At 68.0% G+C, this 18,734-nt stretch carries 13 protein-coding genes, 2 tRNA genes and 1 pseudogene; 14 read left to right on the top strand and 2 right to left on the bottom strand.

Annotated elements, in window-relative coordinates:
• The first annotated feature begins 38 nt into the window (after positions 1-38).
• From AACH11_RS02820 to AACH11_RS02770, 11 genes and pseudogenes are all read left to right on the top strand, one after another.
• The gene (locus AACH11_RS02820; protein ID WP_341372686.1) at positions 39-2,423 is read left to right on the top strand and encodes a Tex family protein; all 2,385 of its coding nucleotides are present in this window, start codon (positions 39-41) and stop codon (positions 2,421-2,423) included.
• 91 nt (positions 2,424-2,514) lie between these two features.
• On the top strand, positions 2,515-3,624 hold the full coding sequence (locus tag AACH11_RS02815) for a patatin-like phospholipase family protein (protein ID WP_341372685.1): 1,110 nt from the start codon (positions 2,515-2,517) through the stop codon (positions 3,622-3,624).
• Between the two features lie 341 nt (positions 3,625-3,965).
• Complete coding sequence (thrS, locus tag AACH11_RS02810; protein WP_341372684.1) at positions 3,966-5,885, top strand: threonine--tRNA ligase; 1,920 nt, start codon at positions 3,966-3,968, stop codon at positions 5,883-5,885.
• A 161-nt stretch (positions 5,886-6,046) separates the two neighbouring features.
• The gene (infC, locus tag AACH11_RS02805; protein WP_341372683.1) at positions 6,047-6,571 is read left to right on the top strand and encodes a translation initiation factor IF-3; all 525 of its coding nucleotides are present in this window, start codon (positions 6,047-6,049) and stop codon (positions 6,569-6,571) included.
• Positions 6,572-6,833: 262 nt separating this feature from the next.
• Positions 6,834-7,037, top strand: coding sequence for a 50S ribosomal protein L35 (gene rpmI / locus AACH11_RS02800; RefSeq protein WP_260787931.1), 204 nt, complete (start codon positions 6,834-6,836; stop codon positions 7,035-7,037).
• A 33-nt stretch (positions 7,038-7,070) separates the two neighbouring features.
• Positions 7,071-7,427, top strand: a complete 357-nt coding sequence (rplT, locus tag AACH11_RS02795) for a 50S ribosomal protein L20 (protein WP_341372682.1) — start codon at positions 7,071-7,073, stop codon at positions 7,425-7,427.
• A 122-nt stretch (positions 7,428-7,549) separates the two neighbouring features.
• Positions 7,550-8,605 (top strand): phenylalanine--tRNA ligase subunit alpha, encoded by a 1,056-nt coding sequence (gene pheS / locus AACH11_RS02790; protein WP_341372681.1) that lies wholly within the window; start codon positions 7,550-7,552, stop codon positions 8,603-8,605.
• Positions 8,606-8,635: 30 nt separating this feature from the next.
• On the top strand, positions 8,636-11,065 hold the full coding sequence (gene pheT / locus AACH11_RS02785; protein WP_341372680.1) for a phenylalanine--tRNA ligase subunit beta: 2,430 nt from the start codon (positions 8,636-8,638) through the stop codon (positions 11,063-11,065).
• A 157-nt stretch (positions 11,066-11,222) separates the two neighbouring features.
• On the top strand, positions 11,223-11,540 hold the full coding sequence (locus tag AACH11_RS02780) for an integration host factor subunit alpha (RefSeq protein ID WP_341372986.1): 318 nt from the start codon (positions 11,223-11,225) through the stop codon (positions 11,538-11,540).
• Positions 11,541-11,573: 33 nt separating this feature from the next.
• A pseudogene (locus AACH11_RS02775) lies at positions 11,574-11,820 on the top strand (MerR family transcriptional regulator); the annotation flags it as partial.
• Between the two features lie 426 nt (positions 11,821-12,246).
• A tRNA-Pro gene (locus tag AACH11_RS02770) sits at positions 12,247-12,323 on the top strand.
• Between the two features lie 161 nt (positions 12,324-12,484).
• On the opposite strand, the gene AACH11_RS02765 is transcribed toward AACH11_RS02770, so the two are convergent.
• Positions 12,485-12,575 (bottom strand) — tRNA-Ser (locus tag AACH11_RS02765).
• 252 nt (positions 12,576-12,827) lie between these two features.
• On the opposite strand from AACH11_RS02765, the gene AACH11_RS02760 reads away from it, so the two are divergent.
• Positions 12,828-15,314, top strand: coding sequence for an Orn/Lys/Arg family decarboxylase (locus tag AACH11_RS02760; protein WP_341372679.1), 2,487 nt, complete (start codon positions 12,828-12,830; stop codon positions 15,312-15,314).
• A gap of 106 nt (positions 15,315-15,420) precedes the next feature.
• Here the strand turns inward: AACH11_RS02760 and fabI are convergent, their stop codons facing one another.
• Positions 15,421-16,209, bottom strand: a complete 789-nt coding sequence (fabI, locus tag AACH11_RS02755) for an enoyl-ACP reductase FabI (RefSeq protein WP_341372678.1) — start codon at positions 16,207-16,209, stop codon at positions 15,421-15,423.
• A 374-nt stretch (positions 16,210-16,583) separates the two neighbouring features.
• Between fabI and rimP the strand changes: the two genes are divergently transcribed.
• Both rimP and nusA read left to right on the top strand, forming a co-directional pair.
• Positions 16,584-17,201 carry a ribosome maturation factor RimP gene (gene rimP, locus AACH11_RS02750; RefSeq protein WP_341372677.1) on the top strand — a complete coding sequence of 206 codons (618 nt, stop codon included), beginning with the start codon at positions 16,584-16,586 and terminating at the stop codon, positions 17,199-17,201.
• Entirely contained in the window at positions 17,201-18,691 is a 1,491-nt protein-coding gene (nusA, locus tag AACH11_RS02745; RefSeq protein ID WP_341372676.1) for a transcription termination factor NusA, read from the top strand. The genes rimP and nusA overlap by 1 nt, the downstream gene beginning before the upstream one ends.
• The last annotated feature ends 43 nt before the right edge of the window (positions 18,692-18,734 follow it).

Raw genomic sequence — 18,734 nt, 5'->3', positions numbered from 1 at the left:
GTCACACCTACCCCCTGAAGCAAGGGGGTCCGAGCCCCTTGGACAAGATCCTGCTGCAGATCGCGGCCGAACTGAAGGTCGCGCCCCGTCAAGTCAATGCCGCCGTCGAACTGCTGGATGGCGGGGCCACGGTCCCGTTCATCGCGCGTTACCGCAAGGAGGCCACCGAGGGCCTGGACGACGTGCAGCTGCGCGAGCTCGACGCCCGGCTGGGCTATCTGCGCGAGCTGGAAGACCGCCGCGTGGCCGTGCTCAAGAGCATCGACGAGCAGGGCAAGCTGACGCCCGCACTGCGCGCCGCGATCGAGGCCGCGCCGACCAAGCAGGAGCTGGAAGACCTCTACCTGCCCTACAAGCCCCGGCGCCGCACCAAGGGCATGATCGCCCGCGAGGCCGGCATCGAGCCGCTGGCCGAGCGGCTGTTCGCCGATCCGGCGCTCGATCCGCTGACCGAGGCCCAGGCCTTCGTCGACGCGTACGAGGGCGGGCTGGCCCGGCTCACCGAGGCCGGATTCGCCGACGCCCATGCGGTGCTCGACGGCGTGCGCGACATCCTGTCCGAGCGCTGGGCCGAGGATGCCGGGCTGGTCGGCGGCCTGCGCGAGTGGCTCTGGGCCGAGGGCCTGTTCGTCAGCAAGCTGGCCGACGGCAAGGACCCGAACCACGCCGACCACGCCAAGTTCCGCGACTACTTCGACTACGACGAGCCGATCCGCACCGTGCCCAGCCACCGCGCGCTGGCCGTCTTCCGCGGCCGCACGCAGGAGATCCTGGACGCCAAGCTGCAGCTCGACGAGGAGGTCGTCACCGGGCAGCCGACGCTGGCCGAGGGCCGCATCGCGCTGCACCTGGGCTGGCGCAACGCCCAGCGACCGGGCGACGCGCTGATCCGCCGCACCATCGCCTGGACCTGGAAGGTCAAGCTCAGCCTGAGCCTGGAGCGCGACCTGTTCACCCGCCTGCGCGAGGCCGCCGAGGCCACCGCGATCAAGGTCTTCGGCGAGAACCTGCGTGACCTGCTGCTGGCCGCGCCGGCCGGCAAGAAGGTCGTCATGGGCCTGGATCCGGGCATCCGCACCGGCGTCAAGGTGGCCGTGGTCAGCGACACCGGCAAGGTGCTGGCCACCTCCACCGTCTACCCGCACGAACCGAAGCGCGACTGGGAAGGCAGCCTGCACACGCTGGGCAGGCTGGTGGCCACGCACGGCGTCAACCTGATCGCCATTGGCAACGGCACGGCCAGCCGCGAGACCGACAAGCTGGCCGCCGACCTGATCCAGCGCGTGCAGCAGCTGGCGCCTGACGTGGCCATCGAGAAGGTGGTCGTCAGCGAGGCCGGCGCCTCGGTCTATTCGGCCAGCGAGTACGCGAGCAAGGAGCTGCCCGAGCTCGACGTCAGCCTGCGCGGCGCCGTCTCGATCGCCCGCCGGCTGCAGGACCCGCTGGCCGAGCTGGTCAAGATCGATCCGAAGTCCATCGGCGTCGGCCAGTACCAGCACGACGTCAACCAGAGCGAGCTGGCCCGCACGCTGGATGCCGTGGTCGAGGACTGCGTGAACAAGATCGGCGTCGATCTGAACACCGCGTCCGCGCCGCTGCTGACCCGGGTTTCGGGTCTGAGCGCCGGGCAGGCCGCGTCCATCGTGCGCTGGCGCGACGCCCACGGCGCCTTCCGCAACCGCCAGCAGCTGCTGGACGTGAGCGGCCTCGGCCCCAAGACCTTCGAGCAGGCCGCGGGCTTCCTGCGCATCCGCGACGGCGACAACCCGCTGGACCTGACCGGCGTGCACCCCGAGACCTATCCGGTGGTGCAGCGCGTGCTGGAGCGGCTGGCACGTCCGGTGGTCGAGGTGATGGGCAAGAGCGACGTCATCCGCGCGCTCAAGCCCGAGGCCTTCGCCGACGAGCGTTTCGGCGCCATCACGGTCAAGGACATCTTCACCGAGCTGGAGAAGCCCGGCCGTGACCCGCGACCGGACTTCAAGGTCGCCCGCTTCAACGACGGTGTCGAGGACATCAAGGACCTGCAGGAAGGCATGGTGCTGGAGGGCACGGTCTCCAACGTCGCGCAGTTCGGTGCCTTCGTCGATCTGGGCGTGCACCAGGACGGGCTGGTCCACGTCAGCCAGCTGGCCAACAAGTTCGTCAACGATGCGCGCGAGGTGGTCAAGACCGGCGACATCGTCAAGGTGCGGGTGCTGGAGGTCGATCTGGCCCGCGGCCGCATCAGCCTGACGATGAAGCTCGATGCGAAGCCGGCCGGTGGCACGGGCGGCGCACGCGATGCCCGCGGCGACAACCGCTACACGCCGCCGGCGCGTGACCAGCGCGCGGCCGGCGCGCGCGGTGGTGCCCGTGCACCGGCGGCGGCCGCGCCGCAGGGCGCGATGGCCGCGGCCTTCGCCAAGCTCAAGGGCGGTTGAGGCGGCCGATGGTGGCGTCTGCCATCGTGGCCGGCCGCCGGTGCGCGCCTCGGGTGGGGTTCCGCTCAGGGCGTCGGGCGCGGCCATCGTCATGTCACCGGCTGCCCAGGGCATGAGCCGCGATGTGCTGGTGCTGCGCGCCGGGCCCCGCGCCCGGGCCGTGCTGCGCGAACGCGGCCTGCGGTCGCAGGACGTGCGGGTGATCCCCGCGGCCGCCGGCGGCCCCAAGGGCTTGGTGCTGATGCCGCTGGACCGTTTCCTGTTCGGTCACTGGCTGCCCTCCGCCGGGCCGCAGGCCGCGCCGGTGCATCTGGTGGGCGCCAGCATCGGCGCCTGGCGCCTGATCAACGGCGCGATGGCCGATCCGCTGGCCGCGCTCGACCGCCTGGCCGATGACTACATCCACCAGAGCTACGACGTGCCGCCGGGCGACTGGCCGACGCCGGCCGAGGTCAGCCGCGTGTTCCGCCAGTTGCTGGGTGCGCAGATCGCTGGCCACGAGGCGGCCCTGCTGCAGCACCCCCGCTGGCGCCTGCACCTGGTGACCAGCCGCGGCATCGGCCCGGGGCTGGGCGGGCGCGACGACAGTCCGGCCTGCAAGGCGGGGCTGGGCCTGGCCTGGGCCGCGAATGCGCTGAGCCGCCGGGCGCTGGGGCGCTGTCTGCAGCGGGTGCTGTTCTCGGATCCACGCACGCCGCTGCCGCTGGCTTTCGACGACCTGTCGACCGCCCGTGTGCCCTTGCGGCCGGACAACCTGGCCGACGCGGCGGTGGCCAGCGGCTCGATCCCGCTGGTGCTGCAGGCCGTGACCGACATCGCCGGTGCGCCACCGGGCCTCTACTGGGACGGCGGGCTCACCGACTACCACCTGCACTGGCCCTGGTCGCAGATCGATGACGGGCTGGTGCTGTATCCGCATTTCCAGCGTGCGGTGGTTCCCGGCTGGTTCGACAAGCCCTGGGCCTCGCGCAGCCGGCCCGGTCCGGGGCTGGACAACCTGGTGCTGCTGCACCCGCATCCGGACTGGGTGGCGCGGCTGCCCGGCGGCCAACTGCCCGATCGTCGGGATTTCCGTCGCTTCGGTGCCGACGTGGCCGCGCGGCAACGCGGCTGGCGCGAAGCCCTGGCCGCCAGCCAGGCGCTGGCCGAGGCCTTCGCGCAGCTGTGCACACGCTCCAGCCTGGACGCCCTGCCGCTGTGAGCAGGGCGCGGGTGCGGCCTGTCCTACAATGCGCGCCATCATGCACCCAGGCAAGAGCGAGAAAGGCAATCCGGTTGTGACACCGCGAACTACGACGTTCGCCGTGCTGCCCGGGGTCGCCGCGTCGTTCGCCCCCGGGGGCCGGATGCCGCGTTGACGCGCGACGCGATCCGCCCCCCGAACCCGATCGAAGCGCGGCTCCCCCCCGCGCTTTTTTCTTGCCCGTCATCCGTTCAACCCCCGGGCCGGCCGCTGGCGATGTCCAGCACCGCGTCCCGCCCGTCTCCGGCCCGAGTGCCGGAACGCCAGCGCCGCCGAACCGGCGGCCGGAGTCTCCACCGATGGTCACGATCACGCTTCCCGACGGTTCGAAACGCGAATATCCCCAGCCGGTCACCGTGGCCGAGGTGGCCGCCTCCATCGGCACCGGTCTGGCCAAGGCCGCCCTCGGCGGCAAGGTGGGCACGGGTGAGGCCGCGCGTCTGGTCGACACCAGCCACCTGATCGAGCACGACGAGTCGCTGGCCATCATCACCGACAAGCAGGCCGAAGGTCTGGAGCTGATCCGCCACTCGACCGCCCACCTGCTGGCCTATGCGGTCAAGACGCTGTTCCCGGAGGCCCAGGTCACCATCGGCCCGGTGATCGAACACGGCTTCTATTACGACTTCAGCTACAAGCGCCCGTTCACTCCCGACGACCTGGCGGCCATCGAGAAGAAGATGGTCGAGCTGGCCAAGAAGGACGAGCCCGTCGTGCGCCGGGTGTTGCCGCGCGACGAGGCCGTCGCCCACTTCAAGTCCATCGGCGAGGCCTACAAGGCCGAGATCATCGGCTCGATTCCGGCCGGCGAGGACGTCAGCCTGTACCGCGAAGGCGGCTTCGAGGACCTGTGCCGCGGCCCGCACGTGCCGTCCACCGGCAAGCTCAAGCACTTCAAGCTGATGAAGGTGGCCGGTGCCTACTGGCGCGGCGACCACCGCAACGAGATGCTGCAGCGCGTCTACGGCACCGCCTGGGCGACCAAGGAGGATCTGCAGCAGTACCTGACCATGCTGGAGGAGGCCGAGAAGCGCGACCACCGCAGGCTCGGCCGTGAGCTGGATCTGTTCCACATCGACGAGCACTCGCCCGGCACCGTGTTCTGGCACCCGAAGGGCTGGACCGTGTGGCAGGAGGTCGAGCAGTACATGCGCCGCGTCTACCGCGACAACGGCTACCTCGAGGTCAAGGGCCCGCAGATCCTGGACCAGGGCCTGTGGGAGAAGACCGGCCACTGGGACAAGTACCGCGAGAACATGTTCGTGACCGAGTCGGAGAAGCGCGACTACGCGCTCAAGCCGATGAACTGCCCCGGCCACATCCTGATCTACAAGCAGGGCATCAAGAGCTACCGCGACCTGCCGCTGCGCTACGGCGAGTTCGGCCAGTGCCATCGCAACGAGCCCACCGGTGGCCTGCACGGCATCATGCGCGTGCGCGGATTCACCCAGGACGACGGCCACATCTTCTGCACCGAGGACATGATCCAGGTCGAGGTGCAGGCCTTCACCACGCTGCTGCAGAAGGTCTACCGCGACTTCGGCTTCACCGACATCATCTACAAGCTGTCGACCCGGCCCGAGAAGCGCATCGGCACCGAGGAGAGCTGGGACAAGGCCGAAGCCGCGCTGGCCGAGGGCCTGAAGGCCTCCGGTTGCGACTTCGAGTACCTGCCGGGCGAGGGCGCCTTCTACGGCCCGAAGATCGAGTACACGCTCAAGGACGCGCTGGGTCGCCCCTGGCAGTGCGGCACGATCCAGGTCGATCCGAACCTGCCGGGCCGGCTCGACGCCGAGTTCGTCGGTGAGGACGGTGCCCGCCATCGGCCGATCATGCTGCATCGCGCGATCGTGGGCAGCCTGGAGCGTTTCATCGGCATCCTGATCGAGCAGCACGCCGGCGCGCTGCCCGCCTGGCTGGCGCCGGTGCAGGTCGTCGTGGCCTCGATCACCGACGCTCAGGCCGATTACGTCCAGGACGTCGTGAAATCGCTGCAAAAACAAGGGCTTAGGGTCCAGGCAGATTTGCGCAACGAGAAAATCACGTATAAAATCCGCGAGCATTCATTGCAGAAGGTCCCGTACATCCTTGTCGCAGGCGACAAGGAGAAGGCAAGCGGGGCCGTTGCCGTGCGCGCACGAGGCAATCAGGATCTGGGCGTGATGCCGCTGCAGAGCTTCATCGAGAAGCTGCAGGGCGACATCGCGGACAAGCGCTGAGGCTGTCGTGCCGTTGTCGGCCGGTCGTCCTGACGGACGTTTCCGGCCGTCGCTGTCACGGCGTCCTCCGGACACATCCGCCCGTTGCTTGCCTTGGGGCCATTGACCTTCAACACAGGTCGTAAGGGGTTTGCACCATCGCTACTTATCTTGATCGCCGGATGCCCAATGTCGAGCGCAAGCATCGGCTCAACCGCGAGATCCAGGCGCCCATGGTGCGTCTGAACGGCGTCGAAAACGAGCCGCTGGGCATCGTCAGCATCCAGGATGCACTGCGCCTTTCGGGCGAGCACGATGTTGACCTGGTCGAGATCGCGCCCACCGCCGATCCGCCGGTGTGCCGCCTGATGGACTACGGCAAGTTCAAGTACCAGGAGCAGAAGAAGGCCGCCGAGGCCAAGTCGAAGCAGAAGATCATCGAGGTCAAGGAAGTCAAGTTCCGTCCCGGCACCGATGACAACGACTACGACATCAAGCTGCGCAACCTGCGCCGCTTCATCGGCGAGGATGGCGACAAGGGCAAGATCACGCTGCGCTTTCGCGGTCGCGAGATCACCCACCAGGAACTCGGCATGCGCATGCTCGAGCGCATCCGCGAGGAACTGGCCGACATCGCTGTCGTCGAGCACATGCCCAAGCTCGAAGGCCGTCAGATGATCATGGTCCTGGCCCCCAGGAAAAAATGATGCTGCGTCCGCCCCGCACCACGTGCGCATCGCACGTGACGCACCGGGGCGGAATCGGCGACAATCGTGGGCTGTCCTGACCTCGTCCAACCCCACGTCACCGCGTTTCGCGGGGCCGTGCAGGGAAGGTGATGTCAGGGCGGACGACGACAGCCCCGCACCGGTCGGTCACCGGTGCATCCGGGGCTCAGCTGTTGCAGGCCATACAAGCACCACCGCTTCCCGGGTGGTGCGCCTGCAAGGCAACTTATAAGGAGCTCTCATGCCCAAGATGAAGACCAAGAGCAGCGCCAAGAAGCGCTTCCGCGTCCGTCCGGGTGGTACCGTCAAGCGCGGTCAGGCGTTCAAGCGCCACATCCTCACGAAGAAGTCCACCACGCGCAAGCGCCAGCTCCGCGGCGCCGTGAACGTGCACGAGACCAACATGGGCCACATGGCACAGATGCTCCCGTTCGCGGGCCTGTGATCCTGTAGCTGACGGACAGAAAGGAAAAACAGCATGCCTCGCGTCAAACGTGGTGTTACCGCCCGCGCGCGTCACAAGAAGGTCCTGGCTCTGGCCAAGGGCTTCCGTGGCCGCCGCAAGAACGTCTTCCGCATCGCCAAGCAGGCGGTGATGAAGGCGGGCCAGTACGCCTACCGTGACCGCCGCACCCGCAAGCGGGTGTTCCGCCAGCTGTGGATCGCCCGTATCAACGCCGCTTCGCGTGGTCTGGGTCTGACCTACAGCAAGTTCATGGCTGGCCTGAAGAAGGCCTCGATCGACATCGACCGCAAGGTCCTGGCCGATCTGGCAGTGAACGATCCGGCGGCCTTTGGCAGCATCGTTGCCAAGGTGAAGGCCCAGCTCGCCTGATTGGATTCGTCGCATGGCCGGCCCGCGTGCCGGCTCTCGCGAGTCCCAGCTTTGAAGGCCGTCACCCGTGGACGGCCTTTTTCATTTCCCGTCCGCCCGCCTGATCCCGGGCGACCTCCGCGATGAACGATCTCGACTCCCTGGTGGCTGAGGCCGAAGGTGCCTTCGCTGGTGCCGCGACGCCGGCTGCGCTCGAAGACGCCAAGGCCCGCTACACCGGCAAGGCTGGCCGCCTGACCGAACTCCTCAAGGGCCTGGGCGCCCTGTCGCACGAGGAGAAGAAGACCCGCGGGGCCGAGATCAACCAGGCCAAGCAGCGCATCGAGGCGCTGCTGGCCGCGCGCCGTGCCGCGCTGGCCGAGGCCGAACTCGCCGCGCAACTCAAGGCCGAGGCGCTCGACGTGACGCTGCCCGGCCGGCGCCGTGGCGCCGGTGCGCTGCACCCGGTGTCGCGCACGCAGGAGCGCATCGAGGCCATCTTCGGCTCCATGGGCTTCGATGTCGCCCAGGGTCCGGAGATCGAGACCGACTGGATGAGCTTCACCGCGCTGAACAACCCGGAGAACCATCCGGCGCGTTCGATGCAGGACACCTTCTACGTCGACATGAAGGACGAGGGTGGTCGCTGGTACAACCTGCGCCCGCACACCAGCCCGATGCAGGTGCGCTATGCCCGTGCCCATGCCGAGAGGCATGCCGCGCAGATCGCCGCCGGCGAGCCGGTGCCCGAGATCCGCGTCATCGCCCCGGGCCGCACCTACCGTGTCGACAGCGACGCGACGCATTCGCCGATGTTCCACCAGTGCGAAGGCCTGTGGATCGGCGAGAACGTCAGCTTCAAGGATCTGAAGGTCGTCTTCACCGACTTCTGCCGTCGATTCTTCGAGAGCGACGACCTGGTGCTGCGCTTCCGCCCCAGCTTCTTCCCCTTCACCGAGCCTTCGGCCGAGATCGACATCGCCTTCGCCAGCGGGCCGCTGAAGGGACGTTGGCTGGAGGTGGGCGGTTCAGGCCAGGTGCATCCGAACGTGGTGCGCAACTACGGGCTGGATCCGGAACGCTTCCTTGGCTTCGCCTTCGGCATGGGCATGGATCGCCTGACCATGCTGCGCTACGGCGTCAACGACCTGCGCCAGTTCTTTGACGGCGATCTGCGCTTTCTCGCGCAGTTCGAGTGATTCCGGCCGACTCCTGCATCCCCCATCGTCATGCAATTCCCTGAATCCTGGTTGCGCAGCTTCTGCAACCCGTCGATCAGCACCGCCGAACTGGCCGATGTGCTGACCATGGCCGGTCTCGAGGTCGAGGAGACCCGTCCGGCCGCGCCGTCGTTCTCCGGCATCGTCATCGGCGAGATCGTCGAGGCCGAACAACATCCCGATGCCGACCGCCTGCGCATCTGCCGCGTCGAGGCCGGCGCCCACAGCAAGGACGGTCCGCTGCAGATCGTCTGCGGCGCGCCCAATGCCCGCGTGGGCATCAAGGTGCCGCTGGCCACCGTCGGCGCCGAACTGCCGCCGGGCGAGGACGGCAAGCCTTTCCTGATCAAGATCGGCAAGCTGCGCGGCGTGGCCAGCCACGGCATGCTGTGCTCGGCCCGTGAGCTCAAGCTCAGCGAGGATCACGGCGGCCTGCTGGAGCTGCCGGCCGACGCGCCCGTCGGCCAGGACATCCGCCAGTACCTGGACCTCGACGACACGCTGTTCACGCTGAAGCTGACGCCCAATCTGGCGCACTGCCTGAGCGTGCACGGCATCGCGCGCGAGGTCTCGGCGCTGACCGGCTCGCCCCTGCTGACGCCGGCCATCGAGCCGGTGCGTCCCGCCCTCGATGACCGTCTGCCGGTGCAGGTGCAGGCGCCTGACCTGTGCGGCCGCTTCTCCGGCCGCATCATCCGCCACGTGAACACCCGTGCGCGGACGCCGGCGTGGATGGTCGAGCGCCTGGCGCGCTGCGGCCAGCGTCCGGTCAGCCCGCTGGTCGACATCTCGAACTACGTGATGTTCGAGTACGGCCGGCCGTCGCACATCTTCGACCTCGACAAGATCCACGGTGCGCTGCAGGTGCGCTGGGGCCGCGAGGGCGAGCAGCTCAAGCTGCTCAACGGCAACACCATCACCGTCGACGCGCAGGTCGGCGTGATCGCCGATGACCAGGGCCTGGAATCGCTGGCCGGCATCATGGGCGGTGACGCCACCGCCGTCAGCGACGACACCCGGCACGTCTACGTCGAGGCCGCCTTCTGGTGGCCCGAGGCTGTCGCCGGCCGTTCGCGCCGCTACGCGTTCTCGACCGATGCCGGTCACCGCTTCGAGCGCGGCGTCGATCCGGCGCTGACCGTCGAGCACATCGAGCGCATCAGCCAGCTGATCATCGAGATCTGCGGCACGCCCGAGACGGTGTGCGGCCCGGTCGATGACCAGGTGCTGGGCCTGCCCGAGCGCGCCCCGGTCACGCTGCGCGTGGCCCGCGCGGCCAAGGTGATCGGCATGCCGCTGAGCCAGGCGCAGTGCGCGGATGTCTTCCGCCGTCTGGGCCTGCAGTTCAGTGAAGGCGAGGGCGTGCTGCACGTCACCCCGCCGAGCTGGCGCTTCGACATCGCGATCGAGGAGGACCTGATCGAGGAGGTCGCCCGCATCATCGGCTACGAGAACCTGCCTGATGAGCTGCCGCTGGCCCCGGTCAGCCCGCGCGTGCGGGTCGAGGCGCAGCGCGGTGGTTTCGCCGTGCGCCATGCGTTGGCCGCGCTCGGCTACTTCGAGACCATCAACTTCAGCTTCGTCGAGCAGCGCTGGGAGTCCGAGCTGCACGGCAACGACGACCCGATCCGGGTGCTGAACCCGATCGCCGCGCCGCTGTCGGTGATGCGCTCCAGCCTCATCGGCAGCCTGGTGCAGGTGCTGCGCCACAACCTGTCGCGCAAGACCACGCGCGTGCGGGTGGCCGAGCTGGGTCGCGTCTCGCGGCGCGATGCGGGCGTCGGCCACAGCCACACCAGCGTGGCGGGCATCTGCCAGACGCTGCGCGTCGCCGGTCTGGCCTACGGCCCGGCCGAGGCGCTGCAGTGGGGCGAGCGTGAGCGTGCGGTCGACTTCCACGACGTCAAGGGCGATGTCGAGGCCTTGCTGGCACCGCGCACCGTGCGCTTCGAAGCGGCCGAGCATCCGGCCCTGCATCCGGGCCGCAGCGCCCGCGTGATCGTCGATGGTCAGGACATCGGCGTCATCGGCGAGCTGCATCCGCGCTGGCGCCAGGGCTACGAGCTGCCGCAGGCGCCGGTGCTCTTCGAGCTGGATCTGGAGGCGGTGCAGGCCCGTCCGGTCCCGGTTGCCCAGCCGCTGCCGCGCCACCAGTCCAGCGTCCGGGATCTGGCGCTGGTGCTGCCGGAGGGCGTCGCCGCGCAGGCGCTGCTCGATGCCCTGAGGGCCGATGCGTCGGGCCTCGTGCGCGATGTCCTGCTGTTCGACGTCTACAAGCCGCAGGCCGCCAACGGCGACATGGCCACAGGCGAGCGCAGTCTGGCCGTGCGCCTGGAGCTGCTCGACCCGGCCGCGACCTTGACGGAAGATCGCATCGACGCGACGGTGCAGGCCGCGATCGAGCGGGCCCGGGCCGTCGGTGCCCGTCTGCGCGCCTGAGATGCCGTTGTCGGACACCGTGGCGCGGGTCGTCGCGGTGTCCCGTCCCGAACCCTGAAGACCCACAAGGACACGGATGAACCAGACCGTCATCAAGCCGGGCGAGCCGGTGCCGGAAGACGATGAGCGCGTCGGCGGCCGCGCGGTGCTCAGCGCGATGGAGACCCCGACGCTGACCAAGGCCGAGCTCTCCGAGCTGCTGTTCGAGCGCCTGGGCCTGAACAAGCGCGAGTCCAAGGACATGGTCGAGGCCTTCTTCGACATCGTCCACGGCACGCTGGTCAGCGGGGAGGACGTCAAGCTCTCGGGCTTCGGCAACTTCAACATCCGTCGCAAGGCGCCGCGTCCGGGCCGCAACCCGCGCACCGGCGAGTCGATCCCGATCAAGGCGCGCAACGTCGTCACCTTCCACGCCAGCCACAAGCTCAAGGCGCTCGTGCAGGGCGAGCCGGGTGACGAGGAGGACATCGGGTAAAGTCCCGCGCACCCCAGCTCGCCCCTCGAGATCATGGAGAAGACGCTGCCGCCCATCCCAGCCAAGCGCTACTTCACGATCGGCGAGGTCTCCGAGCTGTGCCAGGTCAAGCCCTATGTGTTGCGCTACTGGGAGCAGGAGTTCTCCCAGCTGCGCCCGATGAAGCGACGCGGCAACCGCCGCTATTACCAGCATCACGAGGTGTTGCTGGTGCGCCGCATCCGTGAGCTGCTCTATGACCAGGGCTTCACCATCAGCGGCGCTCGCAACCAGCTCGGCGACGCGGGGATCGCGCCGTCGGCTTCCGATGCCGGCGTGGCCGCGGCCGAGCGGGCTCTGCTGGGCGGGGGCTGGGCCCAGGGAGGGCCTGGCCGGGAGGACGCCTCGCCCGTGTCGGACGTCCGGTCTGCCGCGGTCGTCCCCGCAAGTCGGCCGTCGGTGCGGTCCGCGGACGAGACCGATGCAGCCGTCGGCGGCCGTTCGTCGGCCGTGGGGTCCGGATCCGGCGACCTTGGTGTCATGGCTGCGACCCACGAGGCGGGCCATCTGCTTCAGCAAGCCGCTGCATGGCCGCCGTCAGCTGTGCCGGAAGGGCTGTTTCTGCCCGATGGCCACGTGGATCGCGTGCTGCTTCTGCGGGAGTTGATCTCCATTCGAGAAATGCTTGCGGACTTCTGAAGAACTGGTATATACTTCTAGCTTCAGTCGGGGTGTAGCGCAGCCTGGTAGCGCACTTGCATGGGGTGCAAGGGGTCGCGAGTTCGAATCCCGCCACCCCGACCAAAAAAGCTGAGCCCGGTGTCCACAAGACACCGGGCTTTTTGCTTTTCTGGCGTTTCACGCCGGAGGCGTCAGGGCGGCGATGGTGGGGCAGCGCTCAGGACCTTGAGCGTGCCGGCCAAAGAAAAACCCCAGCTGCCTGACGGCAGCTGGGGTTTTCGGTTTGGCGGAGAGAGCGGGATTCGAACCCGCGGTGGGCTGTTAACCCACACACGCTTTCCAGGCGTGCGACTTAAACCACTCATCCATCTCTCCTGAGGTGGAAGCCTATGAGTATAGCCTGAATTCAGCTGTTGTCACTTGCAGGCTGCGTGATGGATGCGCGAGCGGTCATCACGAAGACGTGTAGCGGCCCTACACTTCGGCCCTCGCGTCGACTGCCGGCGGCCTGTGGGCCGGGCACCGGACGACGCGCAGCCACCGCTGACGCCTGGCGTCCAGCCGGATTCCTCGACCCCACCCGCGCACCCCGGACACCACCGCCCGCGGGGCATCCGCACGCCGTCGATGCAACATTTCCGCTTCCCCATCGTCATCATCGACGAGGACTACCGCTCGGACAACACCTCCGGTCTGGGCATCCGTGCGCTGGCCCAGGCCATCGAGCACGAGGGCTTCGAGGTGCTGGGTGTCACCAGCTACGGCGATCTGAGCCAGTTCGCGCAGCAGCAAAGCCGCGCCAGTGCCTTCATCCTGTCGATCGACGACGAGGAATTCACCCCCGGCCCCGAGCTGGATCCGGCGGTGCTGAACCTGCGCAAGTTCATCGAGGAGATCCGGTTCAAGAACCGCGACATCCCGATCTACCTGTACGGCGAGACGCGCACCTCGCAGCACATCCCGAACGACATCCTGCGCGAGCTGCACGGCTTCATCCACATGTTCGAGGACACGCCCGAGTTCGTGGCGCGTCACATCATCCGCGAGGCCAAGAGCTATCTGGACGGCGTCGCGCCGCCGTTCTTCAAGGCGCTGATCGACTACGCGCAGGACGGCAGCTATTCCTGGCACTGTCCGGGGCACTCCGGCGGCGTGGCGTTCCTGAAGAGCCCGGTCGGCCAGATGTTCCACCAGTTCTTCGGTGAGAACATGCTGCGCGCCGACGTCTGCAACGCGGTGGAGGAGCTGGGTCAGCTGCTGGACCACACCGGCCCGGTGGCCGAGAGCGAGAAGAACGCGGCGCGCATCTTCAACGCCGACCACTGCTTCTTCGTCACCAACGGCACGTCGACGTCGAACAAGATGGTGTGGCACCACACGGTGGCGCCGGGCGACGTGGTGGTGGTGGACCGCAACTGCCACAAGTCCATCCTGCACTCGATCATCATGACCGGCGCGGTGCCGGTCTTCATGACGCCGACGCGCAACCACTACGGCATCATCGGTCCGATCCCGCAGAGCGAGTTCAGCCGCGAGGCCATCGAGCGCAAGATCGCGAAGAACCCGCTGCTGGCTGGCGTCGATCCGAAGACCACGCGCCCGCGCATCATGACGCTGACGCAGAGCACCTACGACGGCGTGCTCTACAACACCGAGACCATCAAGGGCATGGTCGACGGCTACATCGACAACCTGCATTTCGACGAGGCCTGGCTGCCGCACGCGGCCTTCCACCCGTTCTACGGCAGCTACCACGCGATGGGCAAGAACCGCCCGCGACCGAAGCAGGCGGTGGTCTATGCCACGCAGTCCACGCACAAGCTGCTGGCCGGCCTGAGCCAGGCCAGCCAGGTGCTGGTGCAGGACAGCCAGACGGTGCCGCTGGACCGCAACCTCTTCAACGAGGCCTACCTGATGCACACCAGCACCTCGCCGCAGTACGCGATCATCGCGTCCTGCGACGTGGCGGCGGCCATGATGGAGCCGCCCGGCGGCACCGCGCTGGTCGAGGAAAGCATCAACGAGGCGCTGGAGTTCCGCCGTGCGATGCGCAAGGTCGAAGCCGACTTCGGTGCCGACTGGTGGTTCAAGGTCTGGGGCCCGGACGCGCTGGTCGACGAGGGCATCGGCCAGAGCAAGGAGTGGATGCTCAAGGCGAAGGCCAAGTGGCATGGCTTCGGTGATCTGGCCACGGGCTTCAACATGCTCGACCCGATCAAGAGCACGATCATCACCCCGGGGCTGGATGTCTCCGGCAAGTTCGCCAAGGCCGGCATTCCGGCGGCCATCGTCACCAAGTTCCTGGCCGAGCACGGCGTGGTGGTCGAGAAGACGGGCCTGTACTCGTTCTTCATCATGTTCACCATCGGCATCACCAAGGGCCGCTGGAACACGCTGGTCACCGCGCTGCAGCAGTTCAAGGACGACTACGACAAGAACGCGCCGATGTGGCGCATCCTGCCGGAGTTCTGCCGCGCCCATCCGCGCTACGAGCGCATGGGCCTGCGCGACCTCTGCCAGGCCATGCACGAGGCCTACGCCAAGGGCGACATCGCGCGTCTGACGACCGAGATGTACCTGAGCGACCTGCAGCCGGCGATGAAGCCCAGCGATGCCTACGCGCAGATCGCCCGCCGCGCGACCGAGCGGGTGGACATCGACGCGCTGGAGGGCCGCATCACGACCAGCCTGCTGACGCCGTATCCGCCGGGCATTCCGCTGCTGATCCCGGGCGAGCGCTTCAACGCCAAGATCGTCCAGTACCTGAAGTTCACGCGCTCGTTCAACACGCAGTTCCCGGGCTTCGCCACCGACGTGCACGGGCTGGTGGAGGAGGGCGACAGCGTGGGTGGTTCGCGCTACTACGTCGACTGCGTGCGTGAGGCGGTGGATGTCGGGGTCGCCGATGCTGCTGGCGTCGCTGCCGTGAAGGCCGGGCGGCCGGCACGCAGGACGGGTGCGAAGACGGCGGCGGCGTCGGGTCCGGTGCAGAAGGCGCCGAAAGCGCGGACTGCAAAGGCGGCACAGACGGCACAGACCGCAGAAATGGCGCAGACGGCGGCCGCCCCGGCGGCTCCCAAGTCGGCCGGCAAGCGCGCCCGCAAGACGGCGTGAAAAAGGCCGGCAGCCGCTGACGCGTCGATGACGCGCAGCCGCTGCCGGCCCGTGAGGTCCGGCGGCCGCCCATGCCGACAGGCGCGGGCGGCCCGAACGGAGTCGATCAGCCCGCGCTGGAGTCGACCATCGCCGTGTGGCTGAAGCCACCGTCGACGTACATGATCTCGGCACTGACGCCGCCCGCCAGGTCCGACAGCAGGAAGGCTGCGGCATTGCCGACGTCGTCGATGGTGATCGTGCGGCGGATCGGCGTGGTCGCGGCGAACTCGGTCAGCAGCTTGCCGAAGTCCTTGATGCCCGAGGCCGCCAGCGTCTTGATCGGGCCGGCCGAGATGCCGTTGACGCGCACGCCCTTGGCGCCGAGGCTCTGCGCCAGGAAGCGCACCGAGGCTTCCAGCGAGGCCTTGGCCAGGCCCATCGTGTTGTAGTTCGGCACGTAGCGCACCGCGCCGAGGTAGCTCAGCGTCAGCAGCGCGGCGCCCGGACGCAGCATCGTCAGCGCGGCCTTGGCCATCGCCGGGAAGCTGTAGGCCGAGATGTCGTGCGCGATGCGGAAGCTCTCGCGATCCAGGCCGTCGAGGAAGTCGCCGGCGATCGCCTCGCGCGGTGCGAAGGCGATGGCGTGGACGAAGCCGTCGAAGCTGTCCCAGTGCTGGCCCAGATCGGCGAACAGGCGTGCGATCTGCGCGTCGTCGGCGACGTCGCATTCGAACACCAGTTTCGAGCCGAACTCGGCGGCGAACTCGGTGATGCGGTCCTTGAAGCGCTCGCCCTGGTAGCTGAAGGCCAGCTCGGCGCCTTCACGGTGGCAGGCGCGGGCAATGCCGTAGGCGATCGAACGGTTGTTCAGCACGCCCGTGATGAGCAGGCGCTTGCCGGCGAGAAAACCCATGGAGGAATCCTGTGGTTGCGGGGTTCGTGGGAAAGTCCAGTCCACGATTCTCGCATGGGACATCTGTCTCACCTCACCGGGACTTGTCGGCATGGTGCTTGCAGCATACAATGCGTGCTTTCGCGCTGTCGAGCAATGTGGGCGGATCAATTCCTGCCCATTTTTTTTGCTTGGCGCGCGGCACCCCTGACCGGTGGTTGATCACGCCCGGAACGGGGCCGTGCCTTGCGGCGCGTGGCCTGTGGCAAGCAGTCTTTTCCGTCCACCGACGGGAGTCGCTACGGGACCTCGCGTGACGCCTGCAGGCTGCGGTCCTGGCCGCAGCTGGATCGGCGGCTGCCGGTCCGGCAGACGGCAAGGACGAAACAGGCACGATGAGTTGGCAGACGGCGCTTGAGCGCACAGTGACAGGCATGGGCTACGACCTGGTGGACGTGGAGCGATCCGCCGGCGGACTGCTGCGCGTCACGATCGATCGTCTGCCCGAGCGGGCCTACCCGACCGGCCCTGGCGAGGCCGTGCTGGTCGAGGATTGCGAGCTGGTCACGCGCCAGTTGCAGTTCCTGCTGGAGGTCGAGCAGGTCGATTACCTGCGGCTGGAGGTTTCGTCGCCGGGCCTGGATCGCCCGCTGCGCAAGCCTGCCGACTGGCAGCGCTTCGTCGGCTTCGAGATCGAGCTGACCCTTCACGAGCTCTTCATGGGCCGCAAGAAGTGGCGCGGCGTGCTCGCGGCCGGTGAAGGCGAGCAGGCGTGGCGCCTGGTGCTGCCGCCGCAGTTGCCGCAGCCGGCCAAGAAGGGCGGCCGGGTGTCGGCCAAGGCGCTGGCCGAGGCGGTTGCCCAACCCGAGCAGGTGTTGGACTTTTCCTTGGATGAAGTACGCGAGGCCTGCCTCGTTCCGGTGGTCGACTTCAAGGGTCGACGCGGTGTCGCGCCGCAATCCGGTCCGGGTGCGGATGCCCGGGATGAGCAGGAAGACGGAGGTCAAGACTGATGAACCGCGAAATGTTGTTGCTGGTGGATGCGATCTCGCGCGAGAAGAACGTCGATCGTGACGTCGTCTTCGGTGCGGTCGAGGCCGCGCTGGCCCAGGCCACCAAGAAGCTGCAGGGCGGCGAGGTCGACATCCGCGTGGCCGTCGACCGCGAGACCGGCGACTACGAGACCTTCCGTCGCTGGCTGGTCGTGCCCGACGAGGCCGGCCTGCAGAACCCGGACGCCGAGGAGATGCTGAGCGACGCCGTCGACCGCATCGCCGAGATCGAGGTCGGTGACTACATCGAGGAGCCGATCGCCTCGGTGCCCATCGGCCGCATCGGCGCGATGGCGGCCAAGCAGGTCATCCTGCAGAAGATCCGTGACGCCGAGCGCGAGACGCTGCTCAACGACTTCCTGTCGCGTGGCGACAAGATCTTCGTCGGCTCGGTCAAGCGCCTGGACAAGGGCGACATCGTCGTCGAGTCCGGTCGTGTCGAGGGTCGCCTCAAGCGCAGCGAGATGATCCCGAAGGAGAACCTGCGCGTGGGCGACCGCGTGCGGGCGGTGATCACCGGCGTCGATCCGACGGCCCGTGGCCCGCAGATCCTGCTGTCGCGTTCGGCGCCGGCCTACATGGTCGAGCTGTTCGCGCTGGAAGTGCCGGAGATGGAGCAGGGCCTGCTCGAGATCAAGAGCTGTGCCCGCGACTCGGGCAGCCGCGCCAAGATCGCCGTCGTCTCGCACGACAAGCGGGTCGATCCGATCGGCACCTGTGTCGGCGTGCGGGGATCCCGCGTCAACGCGGTGACCAACGAGCTGGCCGGTGAGCGCGTGGACATCGTGCTGTGGTCCGAGGATCCGGCCCAGTTCGTCATCGGCGCGCTGGCGCCGGCCAACGTCGTCTCCATCGTCGTCGACGAGGAGAAGCACGCGATGGACGTGGTGGTCGACGAGGAGAACCTCGCGATCGCCATCGGCCGTGGCGGCCAGAACGTGCGTCTGGCCTCCGAGTTGACCGGCTGGCGCATCAACATCATGACGGCCGAGGAGAGCCAGGCCAAGCAGGCCCAGGAATCCGAGTCCGTGCGCAAGCTCTTCGTCGAGAAGCTCGACGTCGACGTCGAAGTCGCCGACATCCTGATCGAAGAGGGTTTCAACAGCCTCGAGGAAGTGGCCTACGTGCCGCTGCAGGAGATGCTGGAGATCCAGTCCTTCGACGAGGACACCGTCAACGAGCTGCGCAACCGTGCGAAGGACGCGCTGCTGACGATGGAGATCGCCAAGGAAGAACAGGTCGAAGAGGTCTCCCAGGACCTGCGCGATCTGGAATTCGAAGGCACCCGTCTGTCGCCCGAGCTCATCGCCAAGCTCGCCGAAGGCGGCATCCACAGCCGCGACGACCTGGCCGATCTGGCGGTCGACGAGCTCACGGGCATGACCCAGCTCGACGAGGCCGCCGCCAAGGCGCTGATCATGAAGGCGCGGGAGCACTGGTTCACGGCGTGATTCCGATCCGGACCGCCGCCCCGACACCAACGCCCCCACGCAC

It is taken from the genome of Pseudaquabacterium rugosum (assembly GCF_038066575.1).
GTDB classification, from domain to species: domain Bacteria; phylum Pseudomonadota; class Gammaproteobacteria; order Burkholderiales; family Burkholderiaceae_C; genus Pseudaquabacterium; species Pseudaquabacterium rugosum.
The sequence above is the reverse complement of the archived record's forward strand: the minus strand, read 5'-3'. Positions and strand labels throughout refer to the sequence as shown.